General features: G+C 73.2%; 16 protein-coding genes. 12 read left to right on the top strand and 4 right to left on the bottom strand.

From position 1 onward, the window contains the following. The first annotated feature begins 76 nt into the window (after window positions 1-76). The 11 genes from KME79_RS18005 to KME79_RS17955 all read left to right on the top strand — a co-directional run bounded on the left by KME79_RS18005 (window position 77) and on the right by KME79_RS17955 (window position 12,636). Window positions 77-2,419 carry a serine/threonine protein kinase gene (locus tag KME79_RS18005; protein WP_308248962.1) on the top strand — a complete coding sequence of 781 codons (2,343 nt, stop codon included), beginning with the start codon at window positions 77-79 and terminating at the stop codon, window positions 2,417-2,419. 79 nt (window positions 2,420-2,498) lie between these two features. Continuing rightward, window positions 2,499-3,125, top strand: a complete 627-nt coding sequence (locus KME79_RS18000) for a TetR/AcrR family transcriptional regulator (RefSeq protein ID WP_187281064.1) — start codon at window positions 2,499-2,501, stop codon at window positions 3,123-3,125. A gap of 53 nt (window positions 3,126-3,178) precedes the next feature. Continuing rightward, a complete protein-coding gene (locus KME79_RS17995; RefSeq protein ID WP_148034438.1) occupies window positions 3,179-4,711 on the top strand; it encodes an acyl-CoA carboxylase subunit beta in 1,533 nt (510 codons plus the stop codon). Then, window positions 4,708-6,630, top strand: coding sequence for an ATP-binding protein (locus KME79_RS17990; RefSeq protein WP_219545411.1), 1,923 nt, complete (start codon window positions 4,708-4,710; stop codon window positions 6,628-6,630). The genes KME79_RS17995 and KME79_RS17990 overlap by 4 nt, the downstream gene beginning before the upstream one ends. Then, window positions 6,602-7,363 carry an enoyl-CoA hydratase-related protein gene (locus KME79_RS17985; RefSeq protein WP_219545410.1) on the top strand — a complete coding sequence of 254 codons (762 nt, stop codon included), beginning with the start codon at window positions 6,602-6,604 and terminating at the stop codon, window positions 7,361-7,363. Before KME79_RS17990 ends, KME79_RS17985 begins: the two co-directional genes overlap by 29 nt. Before the next feature lie 8 nt (window positions 7,364-7,371). Beyond that, window positions 7,372-9,105, top strand: a complete 1,734-nt coding sequence (locus KME79_RS17980) for an acyclic terpene utilization AtuA family protein (RefSeq protein ID WP_308248961.1) — start codon at window positions 7,372-7,374, stop codon at window positions 9,103-9,105. Window positions 9,106-9,153: 48 nt separating this feature from the next. After that, on the top strand, window positions 9,154-9,954 hold the full coding sequence (locus KME79_RS17975) for a GNAT family N-acetyltransferase (protein WP_219545409.1): 801 nt from the start codon (window positions 9,154-9,156) through the stop codon (window positions 9,952-9,954). Window positions 9,955-10,009: 55 nt separating this feature from the next. Then, window positions 10,010-11,032 (top strand): phosphotransferase family protein, encoded by a 1,023-nt coding sequence (locus tag KME79_RS17970; RefSeq protein WP_219545408.1) that lies wholly within the window; start codon window positions 10,010-10,012, stop codon window positions 11,030-11,032. A gap of 96 nt (window positions 11,033-11,128) precedes the next feature. Continuing rightward, entirely contained in the window at window positions 11,129-11,389 is a 261-nt protein-coding gene (locus tag KME79_RS17965) for a hypothetical protein (RefSeq protein WP_219545407.1), read from the top strand. A 59-nt stretch (window positions 11,390-11,448) separates the two neighbouring features. Beyond that, window positions 11,449-12,300, top strand: a complete 852-nt coding sequence (locus tag KME79_RS17960) for a helix-turn-helix domain-containing protein (RefSeq protein ID WP_219545406.1) — start codon at window positions 11,449-11,451, stop codon at window positions 12,298-12,300. 69 nt (window positions 12,301-12,369) lie between these two features. Further along, window positions 12,370-12,636, top strand: coding sequence for a hypothetical protein (locus tag KME79_RS17955; protein ID WP_148030571.1), 267 nt, complete (start codon window positions 12,370-12,372; stop codon window positions 12,634-12,636). Window positions 12,637-12,638: 2 nt separating this feature from the next. Here KME79_RS17955 and KME79_RS17950 read toward each other — a convergent pair whose 3' ends face one another. From KME79_RS17950 to KME79_RS17935, 4 genes are read right to left on the bottom strand one after another with little or no spacing between them, the layout of a single operon-like run. After that, window positions 12,639-14,003 carry a sensor histidine kinase gene (locus KME79_RS17950; RefSeq protein ID WP_219545405.1) on the bottom strand — a complete coding sequence of 455 codons (1,365 nt, stop codon included), beginning with the start codon at window positions 14,001-14,003 and terminating at the stop codon, window positions 12,639-12,641. After that, window positions 14,000-14,698: a response regulator transcription factor gene (locus tag KME79_RS17945; RefSeq protein WP_148030569.1), complete on the bottom strand. Its 699-nt coding sequence runs from the start codon at window positions 14,696-14,698 to the stop codon at window positions 14,000-14,002. Before KME79_RS17945 ends, KME79_RS17950 begins: the two co-directional genes overlap by 4 nt. Window positions 14,699-14,743: 45 nt before the next feature. Further along, complete coding sequence (locus KME79_RS17940) at window positions 14,744-16,297, bottom strand: phytoene desaturase family protein (protein ID WP_219545404.1); 1,554 nt, start codon at window positions 16,295-16,297, stop codon at window positions 14,744-14,746. 59 nt (window positions 16,298-16,356) lie between these two features. Then, window positions 16,357-17,250, bottom strand: a complete 894-nt coding sequence (locus KME79_RS17935; RefSeq protein WP_219545403.1) for a LysR family transcriptional regulator — start codon at window positions 17,248-17,250, stop codon at window positions 16,357-16,359. 71 nt (window positions 17,251-17,321) lie between these two features. On the opposite strand from KME79_RS17935, the gene KME79_RS17930 reads away from it, so the two are divergent. Beyond that, complete coding sequence (locus KME79_RS17930) at window positions 17,322-18,386, top strand: YeiH family protein (protein ID WP_219545402.1); 1,065 nt, start codon at window positions 17,322-17,324, stop codon at window positions 18,384-18,386. Window positions 18,387-18,463 lie beyond the last annotated feature (77 nt).

Here is an 18,463-nt window from a genome sequence, read left to right as displayed (position 1 = left end):
TTCCAGGTAGCGACTCATACCAATAGTCACGCTGGTAGCGTTTTGCCCCAGCGATCGTTCTGTATGGGGGTCCGGGGTGAGTCAGTTCCAGCCGTTGATGGCGGACGACCCGCAACGGCTGGGCGCGTTCGAGATCGTCGCCCGGCTAGGCGAGGGTGGCCAGGGGGTGGTCTACCTTGGCCGGACGGCGTCCGGCGAGCAGGTCGCCGTCAAGCTTCTGCACAATGCCCTGGCGGCCGACCCGGAAGCCAGGAGCCGCTTCCTGCGCGAGGTCGCGGTGGCCCAGCGGGTCGCCCGGTTCTGCACCGCGCCGGTGCTCCACGCCGACCTGGAGGGCAGCCGGCCGTACATCGTCAGCGAGTTCGTGCAGGGGCCGTCGCTGCGTGAGCTGGTGATCAACGAGGGCCCGCGCCGGGGGGCGGCGCTCGAACGGCTCGCGATCAGCACCGCGACCGCCCTGGCGGCCATCCACCGGGCGGGCATCCTGCACCGCGACTTCAAGCCCGCCAACGTGCTCATGGGTCCCGAAGGGCCCGTGGTGATCGACTTCGGCATCGCCCGCGCCCTCGACGCGCCCGGCGCGACCGCGACCGGCATGGCCATGGGCACCCCGTCCTATCTCGCGCCCGAGCAGCTCACCGGCACCGCGCCGGTGTCGGAGGCGGCGGACGTGTTCGCGTGGGGCGTCACCATGGTGTACGCCGCCACCGGCAAGCCGGCCTTCGGCGCCGACTCGATCCCCGTGGTGATGAACCGCATCCTCCACCAGGAGCCGCAGCTCGGCGGGATGGAAGGGCGGCTGGCCGAACTGGTGGCGCTCTGCCTGTCGAAGGACCCCGGCCAGCGGCCGTCGGCCGACCGGCTGATCGTCGAGCTGACGGGCCAGCCGGCGCCCAACGCGGCCATCGAACCGGTCTCGGGCCCTCAGGCCCAGCGCCCCTACGAGCCCGCCCCGTACCCCTCCCCCGAAAGAGCCACCCCCTTCGGCGCGGGCCCCTCCGAGGGCATTGGAACGCGGCAGGCCCCCGCCCACCCAGGCCACGCGGCAGCAGCCCACCTGGCCGCCCATCCCGGCACGAACCATCCCGGACCGGGCCAACCTGGCGCTGGCCAGGGGGGCGCTCAGCCTGGCACGGAGTACCCGGCCGGCCAGCCTGGGACAGGCCAGCCGGGCACTCAGCCTGGCACGGGATACCCGGCCGGTCAGCCTGGGACGGGCCAGCCGGGCGTGCAGCCCGGACCTGGCGGTCCGCAGAATCCGTGGATGCCTGGGGCCGCGGCCGACGCCATGCCGCACACGGGCGCGTACGGCCCGCCCGGAGGCGCGCCCGAGACCACCGGCGGCGGCGCTCCCGGCGGGCACCCGGCGATGCACGGGTCGCCCGGCATGGGCGCCCAGCCTCCGTTCCCGGGCGCGCAGCATCCCGGCCAGGCGGGACCCGCCGCCCACGGCCAGGGCGGCCCTGGACACGCCGGTCCCGTCGCGCAAGGCGGACCGGGATCCGCGGGCCAGGGCGGACCGGGGCAGGGCGGGCCTTTCGGTCCCGGGCAGCAAGGCCCCGGTCAGCAAGGTCCCGGGCAGCAAGGTCCCGGTCAGCAAGGTCCTGGGCGGGCGCCGCGTGAGCCGATGTCCAAGCAGCGGCGGTCGCTCACGTTCGCGCTCTCCGGAGCCGCGGCCGCGGCGCTGCTGGTGGTGGTCGGCGCCGTCGTGGTGCAGGCCAACGCCAAGTCCACGCCCGTGATGAACGTGGACAACGCCACCGCCTCCACGGCCCCCGCGTCCCAGCCCCCGCCCACCCCGGACACGTACTCCCCGGTCCCCACCCCGGACCTGGAGGAGCCGAAGCCGACCAAGACCCGGAAGAAGAAGACCGACGAGGCCACCGCCAGGCCCGACACGATCACGGTCCCCACCACCCGCCCGACGACCACCAAGCCGTCACCGTCGCCGTCGCCCACGAAAAAGAAGAAGAAGCGGAACACCCTCGTCGAGCCGGACCTGGAGCCGACGACGCAGCCCACGGGCGGCGGCGAGCAGACGGACCTGCCGACCAAGCCGCGGCCCAAGCCGCTGGTCAAGAACACCACGAACGTGGTCGCCCTCTGCGGCACCGGCTACAAGGTGATCAACCAGCGCAAGCTCGCCGACAAGTCCGGCCGGGACACCGCCATGATCTACCTGCTCTACCACACCGGCCAGGGCAAGAACTGCGTGGTGACCAAGTCGCTCTACGTGCACCCCGACAAGGTCGCGATGAGCGCCCACCTCCAGGTCAAGGGCGGCGCGCAGGCCGACGACCCGGGCCGCTTCACCCGGCACGCCGGCCCGATCCGGCTGGCCGCCAAGAAGAAGTGCGTCATCTGGGGCGGCACCTTCGAGGGCGTGAGCTGGAAGTCCGGCTGGAGCCACTGCGGCTGAGCCGCGAGCCTCGCGGGCCGCGCTCCCTCCGGGAGTGCGGCCCTTCTCATGCGGGCAGGATGGCGCTACCGTTCCTGACGTGATCGTCAAGTCTCTGACCCAGCGGGGGAAGCGGACCCGCGCCGCTCTCCTGACGGCGGGGCGGGACGCGTTCGAGGAGTGCGGGTACGACGGGGTACGGGTCGACGACGTGTGCGCGCGGGCCGGGGTGTCCCATGGCACGTTCTACACGTACTTCGACTCCAAGGAGGCCCTGTTCGCCGAGGTCGCGGAGGCGGTGGTGGGTGAGATGTTCGCGGCGAACGTGGTCGGCCCGTCCGCGCCCGCCGACCCGTACGCGCGGATAGCCGCCGCCAACCGGCTCTACCTGCGGGCCTGGTCGGCGAACTCGCGCCTGGTGCGGATGCTGGAGCACGCGGCCACCGTCGACGACCGGTTCGGCGGCCTGCTGCTGGAGCTGCGCGAGGTGTTCGTGCGGCGCGGCGAGGAAGGGCTGCGGCGGCTGCAGCAGCAGGGCCTGGCCGACGCGTCGCTCGACCCCAGGCTGACCGCGATCATGCTCGGCGGCATGGTGGAGCAGTTCGCGCACGTCTGGCTGGACCTCGGCGAGCGCGCGAGCGAGGAGGCCGCCGTGGACCATCTCACGCGGCTGTGGGCGCGGGCCATCGGGCTGACGCCGCCGTCAGGTTCCGGGGAGGAAGCGTGATCATCAGCAGGCTCGACCCCGGCGCGGACGACTACGCGCGCCGCCGCGAGGCGATGCTCGCCAAGCTGGCGGAGCTGGACGCCGAGCACGCCAAGGCGGTCGCGGGCGGCGGCGCAAAGTACGTCGAGCGCCACCGCCGGCGCGGCAAGCTGCTCGCCCGCGAGCGGATCGAGCTGCTCGTCGACCCGGACTCGCCGTTCCTTGAGCTGTCGCCGCTGGCCGCCTGGGGCAGCGACTTCCCGGTGGGGGCGAGCGTGGTGACCGGCATCGGGGTGATCGAGGGCGTCGAGTGCCTGATCAGCGCGAACGACCCGACGGTCCGGGGCGGCGCGTCCAACCCGTGGACGCTGCGCAAGACGCTGCGGGCCGCCGACATCGCCTTCGAGAACCGCCTGCCGTACGTGAACCTCGTGGAGAGCGGCGGCGCCGACCTGCCGACCCAGAAGGAGATCTTCATCCCGGGCGGCCGGATCTTCCGCGACCTGACGCGGCTGTCGGCCGCCGGGATCCCGACGATCGCGCTGGTGTTCGGCAACTCCACGGCCGGCGGCGCGTACGTCCCGGGGATGAGCGACTACACGGTGATGGTGCGCGAGCGGGCCAAGGTGTTCCTGGGCGGGCCGCCGCTGGTGAAGATGGCGACCGGCGAGGAGTCCGACGACGAGTCGCTGGGCGGGGCCGAGATGCACGCCCGGGTGAGCGGCCTGGCCGACTACCTCGCCGCCGACGAGCACGACGCGCTGCGCATCGGCCGCCGCGTCGTCGGCTCGCTCCACTGGCGCAAGCAGGGCGCCGAACCGTACCCCGTGCGGGAGCCCGCGTACCCGGCGGAGGAGCTGCTGGGGATCGTGCCGGAGGACCTGAAGGTGCCGTTCGACCCGCGCGAGGTGATCGCCCGGGTGGTCGACGGCAGCGCGTTCGAGGAGTTCAAGCCGCTGTACGGGGCGTCGCTGGTGACGGGCTGGGCCCGGCTGCACGGCTATCCGGTGGGCGTCCTGGCCAACGCCCGCGGGGTGCTGTTCAGCGAGGAGGCGCAGAAGGCCACCCAGTTCATCCAGCTCGCCAACCAGACCCGCACCCCGCTGGTCTTCCTGCAGAACACCACCGGCTACATGGTCGGCAAGGAGTACGAGCAGGGCGGCATCATCAAGCACGGCGCGATGATGATCAACGCGGTGTCCAACTCGACCGTGCCGCACCTGACCGTGGTCATGGGCGCCTCGTACGGGGCGGGCAACTACGGCATGTGCGGTCGCGCGTACGGGCCCAGGTTCCTGTTCAGCTGGCCGAGCGCGAAGTCGGCGGTGATGGGGCCGGCGCAGCTCGCCGGGGTGCTGTCGATCGTCGGCCGCGCCGCGGCCGGGGCGCGCGGCCAGGTGTACGACGAGGAGGCCGACGCGGCGATGCGGGCGATGGTGGAGGCGCAGGTGGAGGCGGAGTCGCTGCCGTTCTTCCTGTCGGGCAGGCTCTACGACGACGGGGTGATCGACCCGCGCGACACCCGGACGGTGCTCGGCCTGTGCCTGTCGGCGGTCAACAGCGCGCCGGTGCCGGAGCCGGCCGGGTTCGGGGTGTTCCGGCCATGATCAGGCGTCTGCTGGTGGCGAACCGGGGCGAGATCGCCCGCCGCGTCTTCCGTACCTGCCGTGAGCTGGGCGTCGAGACCGTGGCGCTTTACTCCGACGCGGACGCGGACGCGCCGCACGTGGCGGAGGCCGATCTCGCGGTGCGGCTGAGCGGGGTGAAGCCCGCCGGGACGTATCTGGCGATCGACCGGGTGATCGAGGCGTGCCGGGTGTCGGGGGCGGACGCGGTCCATCCCGGATACGGATTCCTGTCGGAGAACGCGGCCTTCGCCCGTGCCGTGCTGGACGCGGGCCTGACCTGGGTCGGGCCGCCGCCGGACGCCATCGCGGCGATGGGCTCGAAGACCGGGGCCAAGCGGCTGATGGCGGAGGCCGGGGTGCCGGTGCTGCCGACGCTCGACCCGGCCGCGCCCGGGGAGTTCCCGGTGCTGGTGAAGGCGTCGGCGGGCGGCGGCGGGCGCGGCATGCGGGTGGTGCGCGACCCCGCGGACCTGGCTCGGCAGGTGGAGTCGGCGCGGCGGGAGGCGGAGGCGGCGTTCGGCGACGGCGGCGTCTTCGTCGAGCCGCTGCTGGAGCGGGCCAGGCACGTCGAGGTGCAGGTGCTGGCCGACGGCCACGGCACCGTGTGGGCGCTCGGCGAACGGGAGTGCAGCGTCCAGCGCAGGCACCAGAAGGTCGTCGAGGAGTGCCCGTCGCCGGCGGTGACGCCGGAGCTGCGGGCCCGGCTGGCGGACGCGGCCGTGCGCGCCGCCCGCGCCATCGGGTACACCGGGGCGGGGACGGTCGAGTTCCTGGTCGCGGGCGAGCGGGTGGCGTTCCTGGAGGTGAACACCCGGCTGCAGGTCGAGCATCCGGTGACCGAGCTGGTCTACGGGGTCGACCTGGTCCGCCTGCAACTGGAGGTGGCCGAGGGCGCCCGCCTGCCGGAGGCCCCGCCCGAGCCGCGCGGGCACGCGGTGGAGGCCCGGCTGTACGCCGAGGACCTCGCGTACCTGCCGCAGTCGGGGGTGCTGCACCGGTTCGAGGTGGCCGGCGCGGTGCGGGTGGACGCGGGGGTGGAGAGCGGGTCGGTGGTGTCCCCGCACTACGACCCCATGCTGGCCAAGATCGTCGGGTACGGTGCGACGCGCGGCGAGGCGGTGCGGAAGCTGGCCTCCGCCCTGCGGGGCGCCCGCCTCCACGGGGTCACCACCAACCGGGACATGCTCCTCCAGATCCTGAAAAATCCTGCTTTCGAGCGAGGCGACACCCACACCGGCTTCCTCGACGAGCATCCGCCCGCGCCTCCCCCGCCTCCCGGCGCCCGGGAGGCGCTGGCCGCCGCCCTGGCCATGGCCCGCGCCGGCCGCGACCGCGCCCCGGTCCTGCGCAGCCTTCCCTCCGGCTGGCGCAACGTCCGCTCGCAGCCTCGTACGGCCCGCTTCGAGGAGACCGAGGCCACCTACGACCCCCTCCCGCCCGGCACCGTCGTGGTCGCGGTGACCCCTCTGCCCGCTGTCCGGACCGGCTCCGACGGCGGGGCGTATCGAGTGGTCCTGGAGACGGACGGGGTGCGGCGGGCGTTCGAGGTGTGCTGGTACGGGGACGGGAAGGTCTACGCCGACGGGCCGGAGGGCGCCGCCGTGCTGACGCCCGTGCCACGCCTGCCGGAGCCGGTGGAGCACGTCGCCCCCGGCTCGCTGCTGGCCCCGATGCCGGGCAGCGTGCTGCGGGTGGAGGTGGAGCCGGGTGACCGGGTGGCGAAGGGCACCCCGATCCTGGTGCTCGAAGCGATGAAGATGGAACACGCGGTCACCGCCCCCGCGGCGGGCGTGGTCGCGACCGTGCACGTGGAGAAGGGCCGGCAGGTCGACGCGGGCGCCGTGCTGGCGGTGATCAGGGAGAGTGACGATGACGGAGCTGGTGCACAGCGACCTTGAGCACGGGGTCGCGACCGTGACCCTGGACTCGCCGAAGAACCGCAACGCGTTGTCCACCAGGCTGCTGGGCGACCTGGAGTCCCACCTGAAGCAGGCGATCGCCGACGACGCGGCGCGGGTGATCGTGCTGACGGGCACGGGTCCGGTGTTCTGCTCGGGCGCGGACCTGAAGGAGCAGCGCGACCCGGGCGCCGCGCCGGTGACCACGTCGCTGCCGGACATCCTGACCATGATCTGGCACAGCCCGAAGCCGGTGGTCTGCCGCCTCAACGGCACCGCCCGCGCGGGCGGCATCGGCCTGGTGACGGCGTGCGACGTCGCGATCGCGCCCGACACGGCGTCGTTCGCGTTCTCGGAGGTGCGGCTCGGCGTGGTGCCCGCCATGATCGCGGTGCCGGTGCTGCGCAAGGTGAACCCGCGGGCGGCGTCGGAGTACCTCTTGACCGGCGAGGTGTTCGACGCGGCCAGGGCGGTGGAGATCGGCCTGCTCAACCGGGCGGTGCCCGAGGCGGAGCTGGACGCGACCGTGCGCCACTACACCGGCATGCTGGTCAAGGGCGGCCCCGAGTCGCTGGCGATCACCAAGATGCTGCTCTGCGAGCTGCCGGGGGTGTCGTTCGAGGAGGGCGTGCGCCGGATGGCCGCCCTGTCGGCCGAGCGGTTCACCTCCGAGGAGGGCCAGGAGGGCATCGCCGCCTTCATGGACAAGCGCCCGCCCCGCTGGGTCCCGTGAGCCACCCGGTGGACCACTCTGTGCTCCGGGTGGCCAACTGCAGCGGCTTCTACGGCGACCGGCTGTCGGCGGCCCGCGAGATGGTCGAGGGCGGCCCGATCGACGTGCTCACCGGCGACTGGCTGGCCGAGCTGACCATGCTCATCCTGGCCGGTAACCGGCTCAAGGGCCGGCCCGGCTACGCGCCGACGTTCCTGCGTCAGCTGGAGGACGTCCTCGGCGCCTGCCTGGAGCGCGGCATCAAGATCGTGTCCAACGCGGGCGGCCTCGACCCGGCGGGCTGCGCCGACGCGGTGCGCGAGCTCGCCGCCCGGCTCGGCCTCTCCCCCAGGGTCGCGCACGTCACCGGCGACGATGTCACCGGCCGCGACCTGGACCTGGTCAACGCCGACACCGGCGAGCGGCTGACGGCCACCCCGCTCACGGCCAACGCCTACCTGGGCGGCCGGCCGATCGCCGCCGCCCTGTCGGCGGGCGCCGACGTCGTGGTGACCGGCCGCGTCACGGACGCGGCCCTGGTGACGGGTCCGGGCATCTGGCGGTACGGGTGGGGGCCCGCCGATCTCGACCCGCTGGCGGGATCGGTGGTCGCCGGCCACATCATCGAGTGCGGCTGCCAGGCGACGGGCGGCAACTACGCGTTCTTCCAGGACGTCCCTGACCTGGCCCGCTGCGGCTTCCCGATCGCCGAGCTGCACGCCGACGGCTCGTGCGTGATCACCAAGCACCCCGGCACGGGCGGGCTGGTCTCGGTGGGCACGGTCACGGCGCAGCTGCTGTACGAGATCGCGGGCCCGCGCTACCCCGGCCCCGACGTGGTGGCCAGGTTCGACACCGTCGCCCTGTCGTCCGACGGCCCCGACCGGGTCCGCGTCACGGGCGCCCGCGGCGAGCCGCCGCCTGACACGCTCAAGGTCGCGGTCAACTACCTGGCCGGTTACCGCAACACGATGACCCTCGTGCTCACCGGGCTCGACATCGAGGACAAGGCCCGGGTGGCGGAGGAGACGATCTGGGCGCGGATCCCGAAGGACTCCTTCGACCAGGTGGACGTCACGCTCACCGGCCACGGCCTGCTCAGGATCACGGTCATGGACGCCGACCAGCGCAAGGCGGGCCGGGCGTTCTCCTCCGCCGTGGTGGAGACGGGGCTCGCCGGCTACCCCGGCTTCTACGGTCTCACCCCTCCAGGCCCGGCGTCCCCGTACGGGGTGTACTGGCCGGTCCTCGTACCGGCGTCGGAGGTCCGTCCGGAGGTGTACGTGGACGGCGAGCGGGTCCCGCTGGACGCGACGGAACCTCGCGGGGACGTCTCGCCGCCGCAGCCGAGCGGCGCGGCCGACGACCTCGCGGCCACAGCCGGTGTGACGTCCGGAGACGCGTCCGGGGGCGACATCCCTGGAAGCGAGGCGGCGGTGCGGATGCCGCTGGGGCGGATCGCCGGGGCGCGGTCGGGTGACAAGGGCGGCAACGCCAACCTGGGCGTGTGGACCACCACTCCCGAGCGCTACACCTGGCTGGCCGCCCATCTCACCACCGAGCGCCTGAAGTCCCTGCTGCCCGAGCTGGCCCCGTACCGAGTCGACCGCTACGCGCTGCCCAACCTCAACGCGCTGAACTTCGTGATCCACGGGCTGCTCGGCCGCGGTGTGGCCGCCAGCCCGCGCATGGACCCCCAGGCCAAGGCGCTCGGCGAGGAGCTGCGTGCCTGCCCGGTGGAGGTGCCCGCGCGCCTCGTGTAAACCATTTGAGCCGGTATGTCCCCGTACACGAGGATGACCGGCATGCCGATGCGCCGATTGACCCTCGACGACCTGGACGACTGCGGCCGGTTGGCCGAGGACCGCGGCTGGCTGCCGGAGCGGCACAAGTGGACGCTGCTGTTCGAGGTCGGCGAGGTGTACGGGATCGACGCGCCCGACGGCGACGGCCTGGCCTCCACGACCGTCCTGACCCGGTACGGCGACGGCCACGCGGTCGTCAGCATGGTGCTCACCGCCGCCAGGTACGCACGCAAGGGGATGGCCCGCGGGCTGATGGAGCACGTGCTCGCGCGGGCGGGCGACCGCGTCGTGTCGCTGCACGCCACCGAGTACGGCAGACCGCTGTACGAGAGCCTCGGGTTCCGCACGGCCGGCCGGGTGGCCAAGCGCACCGGCGTCTTCCGCGGCGAGCCCTCGGGCCGCACCCGCGTCGCCACGGAGGCGGATCTCGGCGCGATCCTGGCGCTGGACGCGGAGGTGTTCGGCACGGACCGGTCTGCGCTGCTGCGCCGCATGGACGGGTTCGGGGAGCGGGTCCGGGTGGCCGAGGGCGGGTTCGGCCACTGCTGGCGCAACGACGACAACGTGGTGATCGGCCCGGTCGTGGCCCGCGACGAGGAGACCGCCCGCGCCCTGATCGGCGACCTGGCCCTGGACGCGGGCGGCGAGGTGCGGATGGACCTCGACCTGGCACAGGACGGCCTGACGCGGTGGGCCGGCGAGCACGGCGTCGGCGCTCCGTGGGAGGTGTCGCTGATGGTGCGGGGCGGCGACCTGCCCGGCGACCGGTCGCGGCAGTTCCTGCCGTTCATGCAAGCGCTCGGCTGACTCCGCAGCGTTAGGATGAGGCGTTCCAGAATGTGATTCGGGTCGAAAGGCGGCCATGTCCTCCACCCATATCGACGTCAGCGCCGTCGACCTCGATGAGCTCGGCGCCTGGATGGACGAGCAGGGCCTGCCCGGAGGCCCGATCACGGCGGTCGCGCCGGTCTCCGGCGGCACCCAGAACGTGATGGTCCGCTTCGAGCGCGGCGGGGTCCCGTACATCCTGCGCAGGCCGCCGCAGCACGCGCGGGCCAAGAGCAACGAGGTGCTGCGGCGCGAGGCCCGCGTGCTGGCCGCGCTGCGCGACACGCCGGTCGCGGCGCCCCGGCTGGTGGCCGCGCAGACCGCGCGGGAGCCGGTCTTCTACCTGATGGAGCCGGTCGACGGGTTCAACCCCTCGACCGGGCTGCCGGAGCCGCACGCGAGCGACGCCGCCATCCGCCACCGGATGGCGCTGGAGGCGGCCTCGGCGCTGGCCGAGCTGGGCCGGGTTGACCCGGGCCTGCTGCCGGGCTTCGGCCGGCCTGAAGGGTTCCTGGAGCGCCAGGTGCCGCGCTGGATGCGCGAGCTCGACTCCTACGGCGAGCTCGCCGGCTATCCGGGGCCGGACATCCCCGGCCTGGAGGAGACGGCGCGCTGGCTTGAGAGCAACAGGCCCGCCTCGTTCCGGCCGGGGGTCATGCACGGCGACTTCCACTTCGCGAACCTGATGTTCGCGCCCGACGGCCCGCGCGTGGCGGCCATCGTCGACTGGGAGATGTGCACGATCGGCGATCCGCTGCTCGACCTCGGCTGGCTGGTGGCGATGTGGCCCATGGCCGACGGCTACGTCCCCGGCCTGGCCTCGCCGCGCGAGATCGTCGACTGCTACGCGGCGCTGTCCGACCGCGATCTGTCCGCCATCGACTGGTACGCGGTCATGGCGTGCTTCAAGCTGGGCATCGTGCTCGAAGGCACCCATGCGAGGGCATTCGCCGGGAAAGCCCCCAAGGACATCGGTGACCTGCTGCACGCCGCCACACTCGACCTCTTCGCCCGTGCAGGGCACATCATGCGCAACTCTCTCGAATCACCCACATAACATCCAATATCCTGATTTTCCCGAAAAACGATCACAGGGCAGCCCACGGACCGTACAATTGCGCGCAATTGCCGCGTAGTTCGGGGAAGGGTCGTCATGCGGATGCGGTTCCTTGGGTCCACGTCGGAGGCGGGCGCCTGCCCCACCCTCTACGAGACGGATCGCGGCACGATCGTCGTCCAGGGACTTCAGGTCTCGGACCCCGAGGCGCTCGCGGACCTGCGTGACGTGCTCGACGGCGAGACGGCGGTCGAGGTGCCGCGCGAGCTGCTCACCGAAATCGCGGCCCGGGTCCTGCCCGAAATCACGGCAACCGCTTTCCAGGGCAGTGCCCCCGCACGACCAGCGACCGGCTGATCACAATTGCGCGAACAGGCCTGGCATGATCCGGGATCACGGGTCTAGCCTCTAGCGACGTGAGCTCGTTTCAGCAGGCGCGCATCGACCTCGGCAGCCAGCTCCGCCAGTTGCGCGAGTCGGCGCACCTGTCCGGCAAGGAGCTGGCCGAGCGGCTGCGCTGGCAGCCGTCCAAGGTCTCCCGCCTGGAGAACGCCCGCCAGACGGCGTCGGAGGACGACGTGGTGGTGTGGGCCCAGGCGGTGTCCGCCTCTCCGGAGACCACCGACGAGCTCATCACGCAGGCCATCGCGCTGCTGGAGCGGCACGACGGCTGGAAGCAGCGCCACCGCAGCGGCCTGGCCGCCATCCAGGAGGACCTGCGCGACCTGGAGGCGCGCACCAAGCTGTTCCGCGCCTTCGAGCCGGGCATCCTGGTCGGCCTGCTGCAGACGGCCGAGTACGCGCGCCACGTGTTCAGCAAGGTCAAGCGCCTCTACAGCGCGCCCGACCAGATCGACGCGGCGGTGCGGGTGCGCATGCAGCGCCAGGAGATCCTCTACGACCGCTCGCGCACGTTCCGCTTCGTCGTGCTGGAGGCCGCCCTGCACACCCGGCTCGCCCCGGCCGACGTCATGCGCGGCCAGCTCGACCGGCTGCTCGCCGTCAGCACGCTGCCCAACGTCGAGTTCGGCGTCGTCCCGTTCACCCGGGAGCTGCCGGCCAATCCGGTGCACGGTTTCTGGATCTTCAACGAGGCCCTGGTCACCGTCGGCACCCTGACGAAGGACCTGCTCTTCCGCGATCCGGACGACGTCGCCTTCTACACCAACGCCTTCGAGGACTTCGCCGAGGCGGCGCAATTCGACGAACCTGGCCGTGACATCATCATCAAGGTTCTTGACCAGTATCGAAAACATTCATCACATTAACCGGCGCAATTGCTTGCCCTCCCATCAAGATCGTGCAATTCTTTGCCCGAGACGTTGCGGAGGTGATGCATGATGCTGGATTCCGCGCTCTGCCTCGAGCAATTCGCTTGGCATGCGGGTCGTCACGCTGACCTGTCGGTTCAGCATGTGTCGCTGGCCAGCGACCCCGCCTACGTCTCGGTGCGCAACCGCTTCTCGGCCACGCTCGCCGAGAGTGTCACCTGTTCCGAGGATGGAAGTTTCATCACCTCGTGGGGTTACCGTCTCGGCACCGCCGACGACGTGGAGGCCGCCGCCGCCCGCCTCGCCTTCCTCCTGGCCGCGCTGCCCGCCTGAGCTCACGCCCGCGCGCCGGGGGCAGGCGTGCCCGGCAGGATCATCGTCGCGACCACGCCGCCGTCGGCCGCGTTGCGGAGCCTGATCTCTCCTCCCACCTCCTGGACGGCCTGGTGGACGATGGCCAGGCCCAGCCCGGAGCCCGGCAGCGACCGGGCCGAGGGCGAGCGCCAGAACCGGTCGAACACGTGCGGCAGCTCCTCCTCAGGAATGCCCGGCCCATGGTCCCGTACGGTCAGCTCGCCGTCCCGGAGGGTCACCTCCACCTCGCTGTCAGGGCTGAACTTGGCGGCGTTGTCGAGGAGGTTGAGCACCGCCCGCTCCAGCGAGGCGGCCCCGCCGACCACGTACCACGGCTCCAGGTCGGCGGCGACCTCGGCGCCGCGCAGCCGCGCCCGCTCCACCGCGGCGGTGACCACCTGCTGGAAGGCGAGCTCGGCGTGCGGCTCGTGGTCGGTGTCGCCGCGGGCCAGCTGCAGCAGGTCGCCGACCAGCGTGGTCAGCTCGGCGAACTGCGCCTTGACGTTGACCAGCAGCCGCTCCTTGGCGCCGGGGTCGAGGCTGCGGCCGGTCTGCTCGCTGCGCAGCAGCAGGTCGATGTTGGTGCGCAGAGTGGTGAGCGGGGTGCGCAGCTCGTGCCCGGCGTCGGCGACGAGCTGCCGCTGCCGGTCGCGTGAGCCGGCCAGCGCGGCCGTCATCGCGTTGAAGGAGGCGCTCAGGCGGGCGATCTCGTCGCCGCCCTCGACCGGGATCCGGGTGTCGAGGTCCTCGGTCTGCGCGATGTGCTCGACGGCCCTGGTCAGGCGGCCGACCGGGCGCAGCGCGGCGCGGGAGACGAGCAGCCCGACCGAGGCGGCGACCAGCACGCCGAGCGCGGCGACGCCGGCCAGCAGGACCGTCACCCTGCGCAGGGTGTCGTTGATCTCCTCCACCGGCCTGCCGACGACGAACGCGGCGTTCTCGTCCACGTTCCTGACGTAGACGCGCAGCGGGGTGCCGTCGTCGGCGCGGCCGTCGTAGAACTCCCACTGGCCGTAGTAGCCGGCCGCGATCCGCCTCTCGTGGGGGGTCACCTTGATCGCGGTGTTGCCCATGACGCAGCGCTCGCCGCCGGGGAAGACGATCTGCATCGGCTCGGTGAACGCCGGGTGCCCGTCGAGCGCGGCAGCCGGCTCGGAAGAGCAGTTGCGCACCGCCCCCTGCATGGCCTTGACCGGCACGGCGATGTCCCGCAGCGACTGGTTGAGCTGCCAGGACAGCTCCCGCCGGACGAAGTACCAGCAGCCCACGGCGGAGACCGCGACGGCTATCGCCACCGCCGCGGCGACCAGGAGCGTCAGCCGCGAGCGAAGACTGCGTTTCCTCATGGCGAGCCTCTGAGCACGTAGCCGACGCCGCGCACGGTCTGGATGACGCGCGGCTCGCCGCCGGCCTCGGTCTTGCGCCGCAGGTACATCACGTACACGTCGAGCGAGTTGGAGGTGGGCTCGAAGTCGAACCCCCACACCTCGGCCAGGATCTGGTCGCGGGTCAGCACCTGGCGCGGGTGCGTCAGGAACAGCTCCATCAGCAGGTACTCGGTCCTGGTCAGGTCGAGCCGCCGCGCTCCCCTGGTGACCTCGCGGGTCACCGGGTCCATCCGCAGGTCGGCGAAGGACAGCGCGTCCTCGGGCGCGTTCGGGCCGCTGAGCGCGCCGCGCCGGAGCAGCGCGCGCACCCGGGCCAGCAGCTCGTCCAGCTCGAACGGCTTGACCAGGTAGTCGTCGGCGCCCGCGTCCAGTCCGGACACGCGGTCGCCGACGGCGTCGCGGGCGGTGAGCATGAGCACGGGGATGTGGTTGCCGCCGGCCCGCAGCCGGCGGCAGGCGGTCAGCCCGTCGAGCCGGGGCATCATGACGTCGAGCAGCACGGCGTCGTACGGGCTGCCGGCCAGCTCGTCCAGGGCCTCCTGCCCGTCGTCGGCGGTGGTGACCTTGTAGCCCTCGAACTCCAGGCTCGACTGCAACGCCTCGCGCAAGGCGGGCTCGTCGTCCACCACCAGCAACCGGGCAGCCTCGTTCATGCGCACCACGCTAGAGGAACATTCTGAGAACCCGATGAAGGCAGGTCAGCGCCCCAGGACCGCCATGGCCGCGTTGTGGCCGGGGATGCCGCTCACCCCGCCGCCGCGCCGGGCGCCGGCCCCGCACAGCAGGATGCGCTCGTGCCCGGTCTCGACGCCCCAGCCGCCTTCCTCCCCGTACGGCCAGCTCAGGTCCCGGTGGAAGATGTGACCGCCCGGCAGGCCGGCCTCGTTCTCCAGGTCGACGGGGGACTTGGCCTCGATGCACGGGGTGCCGTCGGGGGCGCGCAGCAGGCAGTCCTCGATCGGCTCGGCCAGCACCGAGTCGATCGAGGCGAGGGTGGCGCGCAGCGCCCGCTCCCTGGCCCCGTCCGGGTCCTGGCGGAACAGGCGGGCGGGCATGTGCAGGCCGAACAGCGTCATCGTCTCGGCCTTGCCGCGCAGGCCGGGGCCGAGGATGGACGGGTCGGTGAGCGAGTGGCAGTAGACCTCGGCGGGCGGCAGGTCCGGGATGTCGCCTCCGGCCGCCTGGGCGTGGGCGCGGGCGAGCTGGCCGCCGCTCTCGTTGATGTGGAACGTCCCGCTGAAGGCCGCCTTCGGGTCCACGCCGGCGTCCTTGAGCCGGGGCAGCCGGGAGAGCACCATGTTGACCTTGAGCTGCGCCCCCTCGGGCAGGCCCGGCGCGCGGCCGAGCACCCGGCCGAGCACCCGGTCGAGCACCCGGTCGAGCACCCGGTCGAGCACCCGGTCGAGCACTGCGGGGGGCAGGTTGACCAGCACGTGCCCGCCGGTGACCGTGTGCTCGCCGTCGTCCGTACGGAACGTCACCTCGCCGGACGGCGCGATGCCGACGATCTCGGCGCCGGTCCTGATCTCCGCGCCGGCCGCGCGGGCGGCGGTCTCCAGCGCGCCGGAGACGGCGCCCATGCCGCCCACCGGGACGTTCCACTCGCCGGTGCCGTCGCCGATCACGTGGTAGAGGAAGCAGCGGTTGGCCCGCAGGTCGGTGGCCGGGTCGGCGAACGTGCCGATCAGCGCGTCGGTGAGCACCACGCCGCGCACGACGTCGTCGGCGAACCGCTCGTCCACCGCCTCGCCGATGGGGCGGGCGAACAGGTCGCGCCACGCCTCGGCGCCGACCAGCTTCTCCACCTCCGCCGCCGGCCGCAGCGGCTCCAGCAGCGTCGGCGCCAGCGCCCGCGCGGCCGTCGCGGTCATGCCGTAGAACGCCTCCCAGGCGGCGTGGTCGGCCTCGCCGCCGGTGACGGCCCGGAACGAGGCCCTGGTGCGGTCCGCGTCCTCGCCGTCGACGAGCAGCCCGGTGTCGCCGACGGGCGTGTACGAGGAGTAGCGGCGGCGGCGCAGCTCCAGCTTCAGGCCCAGATCCTTGACGATCTTCGTCGGCAGCAGGCTGACCAGATAGGAGTAGCGCGACAGCCGCACGTCCACGCCCGGGAACGGCCGGGCCGAGATCGCCAGGCCGCCCGTGTGGTCCTGCCGTTCCAGCACCAGCACCCGCCGCCCGGCCCGGGCGAGATAGGCGGCGGCGACCAGCCCGTTGTGCCCGCCTCCGGCGATGACCACGTCGAAAGTCCCCATTCTCCGCACTCTAGGACCTCCGATCCCGGCCCCGCCATCGGGCCCGGGCCGCTCTTCCGTCAGGCCGGGCGGGCGGCGATGGAGAGGAGAGTGGCGGCGGAGCCGGTGAGGGGGCGGCCCCTGCGCCAGACGGCCCGCAGGGTGCGTGCCAGGTCCAGCCCGTAGAGCGGCACCTCGACCAGCCGCCCGGTGGTCAGCTCCGCCTCCACCGCGTAGGCGCTGAGCACCGCGGGGGCCACCCCCGCCTGGGCGGCGCCCTTGACCGCCGCGTTGGACCCCAGCTCCAGCCTCGGCCTGGCCCGGTGCAGCGCGCTGAACACCACGTCCAGCGTCTCCCTGGTGCCCGACCCGCGCTCCCGTACCACCAGCGGGGTGGCGGCCAGCTCGGGACCTCGCAGGAGGGTGCGGCGGCGCGCCCACGGATGGCCGGGCGCGACCACGACCACCAGCCGGTCGCCGCCCACCACCCGCTCGGCCAGCCCGTCCGGCACGGCCGGCCCTTCCACGAACCCGAGCTCCACCTCCCCGGCCAGCACCCGGGCCGCCACGTCGGCGGAGTTCATCACGTCCAGCCCGGCCTCGACGTCCGGCTCCCGGCTCTGCAGCTCGCCCAGCCAGCGCGGCAGCAGGTACTCGGCCACGGTCATGCTCGCCGCGACCCTGAGGTGCCCGGCCCCGCCGCGCCGGACGGCCTCGGCGGCGCGCACGAGCTCCTGGGCGGCGCCGACGACCTGCGCGGCCCAGCCGGCCACGATCTTCCCTTCGCCGGTGAGCGCCGACCCGCGCGGGGTGCGCTCCAGCAGGGGGAGGCCGAGGCGGCGTTCGAGCCGGGCGATGCGCTTGCTGGCCGACGGCTGCGCGATCCCGGCCGCCCTGGCCGCCTGCCCGAGGCTGCCCAGCTCGCCGACGTCGACCAGCAGCTTGAGCGAGACGAGATCGGGCAATTCACTCATAGCCCCAGGCTATGACCTGCCATCCGGCGAGCGGCTACCGGCGTTCCCGGTCCCGCCGAAGACTGGATGCCGTGCCCCTGCCTGCTCTCCGGTCCCTGCCCGCCCTGCTGCCCGGGGTGCTCGTGTCGGCTGCCGCGCTGGGGGGCGCGCTGGCGGTGAACGCGGCGGTGCCCGCGGTGAGCGCGGCGGTGGTCGCGGTGGTGCTGGGGGCGGCGCTGGCGGGCTTCGGGGGTGCCCGCCGGCGGCTGCTGCCGGGGCTGCGGTTCGTGTCGAGGCCGGTGCTGCGGGCGGCGGTGGTGCTGCTCGGGCTGCAGGTCTCGGTGCCGCAGATCCTGGGGCTGGGCTGGCAGACGGTGGTGGTCGTGGTGGTGGCCACCGGGGTGACGTTCGCGGTGACGCCGGTGGCCGGCCGCAGGCTCGGCGTCCCGCCGGGCGCCTCGCTGCTGGTGGCGACGGGGGTGGCCGTCTGCGGGGCGGCGGCGATCGCGGCCATGCACGACAGCGCGGGCACCGAGGACGACGAGGCGGCCGCCGCCCTGGCGGTGGTGGTCCTGTACGGCACGGGCGCCCTGCTCGCGATCCCCCTCGCCGCCTCCTGGCTCGGTCTCTCCCCCTCGCAGCTCGCCGTCTGGACGGGCGCGGCCGTTCACGAGGTGGCCCAGGTGGCGGCCATCGGGGCCGCCACGGGCGTCCTGACGACGGCCGTGACGGTCAAGCTCGGCCGGGTCCTCCTCCTGGCTCCCCTGGTCGCCCTCGTCTCGTACACGGGGTCTCACGCCACGCCCGGGAGGCGGCTCCAGGACGCGCATGCCGGACGGGCGGGCCTGCCCGCGGATCCACCGGTTCGTCCCGCACGGGCACCGCGCGGGAAGGCGGGGCGGGTGGCCGGGGTGCCGCTGTTCGTGGCCGGGTTCGTCGTCATGGCATGCGTGCGCGGCACGGGGATGGTGCCGGACGGGGTCGTCGCGGTGGCGGGGCAGGCGGCGAATATCCTGTTGGCTGCCGCGATGTTCGGCCTCGGCACCGGGATCGACGTGCGGAGACTGCTGCGCGGAGGGCGGACCGTGCTGCTCGGCGGGATCGCCACCGGGCTCGTCGGCGGGGTGTCGCTCGCGGGTGTGCTGCTGCTCGTGTGATCCCCGGGCGGACGGCGGCGCGGGGGTGCCGCCGTCCGGGTGAGCACGGGTGGACGCGGACGCGGTCCCCCCGTACG

Origin of the sequence: Nonomuraea harbinensis, assembly GCF_019396385.1 — a bacterium.
In the GTDB taxonomy this organism is placed as follows: domain Bacteria; phylum Actinomycetota; class Actinomycetes; order Streptosporangiales; family Streptosporangiaceae; genus Nonomuraea; species Nonomuraea ferruginea.
The sequence above is the reverse complement of the archived record's forward strand: the minus strand, read 5'-3'. Positions and strand labels throughout refer to the sequence as shown.

What these genes read in the sequence shown, in the direction of transcription:
- KME79_RS17975 (WP_219545409.1), top strand. Translation starts at nt 9,154, where the DNA reads ATGCGCCGATTGACCCTCGACGACCTGGACGACTGCGGCCGGTTGGCC.
- KME79_RS17935 (WP_219545403.1), bottom strand. Translation starts at nt 17,250, where the DNA reads ATGAGTGAATTGCCCGATCTCGTCTCGCTCAAGCTGCTGGTCGACGTC.
- KME79_RS17970 (WP_219545408.1), top strand. Translation starts at nt 10,010, where the DNA reads ATGTCCTCCACCCATATCGACGTCAGCGCCGTCGACCTCGATGAGCTC.
- KME79_RS17955 (WP_148030571.1), top strand. Translation starts at nt 12,370, where the DNA reads ATGATGCTGGATTCCGCGCTCTGCCTCGAGCAATTCGCTTGGCATGCG.
- KME79_RS17965 (WP_219545407.1), top strand. Translation starts at nt 11,129, where the DNA reads ATGCGGATGCGGTTCCTTGGGTCCACGTCGGAGGCGGGCGCCTGCCCC.
- KME79_RS17945 (WP_148030569.1), bottom strand. Translation starts at nt 14,698, where the DNA reads ATGAACGAGGCTGCCCGGTTGCTGGTGGTGGACGACGAGCCCGCCTTG.
- KME79_RS17950 (WP_219545405.1), bottom strand. Translation starts at nt 14,003, where the DNA reads ATGAGGAAACGCAGTCTTCGCTCGCGGCTGACGCTCCTGGTCGCCGCG.
- KME79_RS17985 (WP_219545410.1), top strand. Translation starts at nt 6,602, where the DNA reads ATGACGGAGCTGGTGCACAGCGACCTTGAGCACGGGGTCGCGACCGTG.
- KME79_RS17995 (WP_148034438.1), top strand. Translation starts at nt 3,179, where the DNA reads ATGCTCGCCAAGCTGGCGGAGCTGGACGCCGAGCACGCCAAGGCGGTC.
- KME79_RS17990 (WP_219545411.1), top strand. Translation starts at nt 4,708, where the DNA reads ATGATCAGGCGTCTGCTGGTGGCGAACCGGGGCGAGATCGCCCGCCGC.
- KME79_RS17940 (WP_219545404.1), bottom strand. Translation starts at nt 16,297, where the DNA reads ATGGGGACTTTCGACGTGGTCATCGCCGGAGGCGGGCACAACGGGCTG.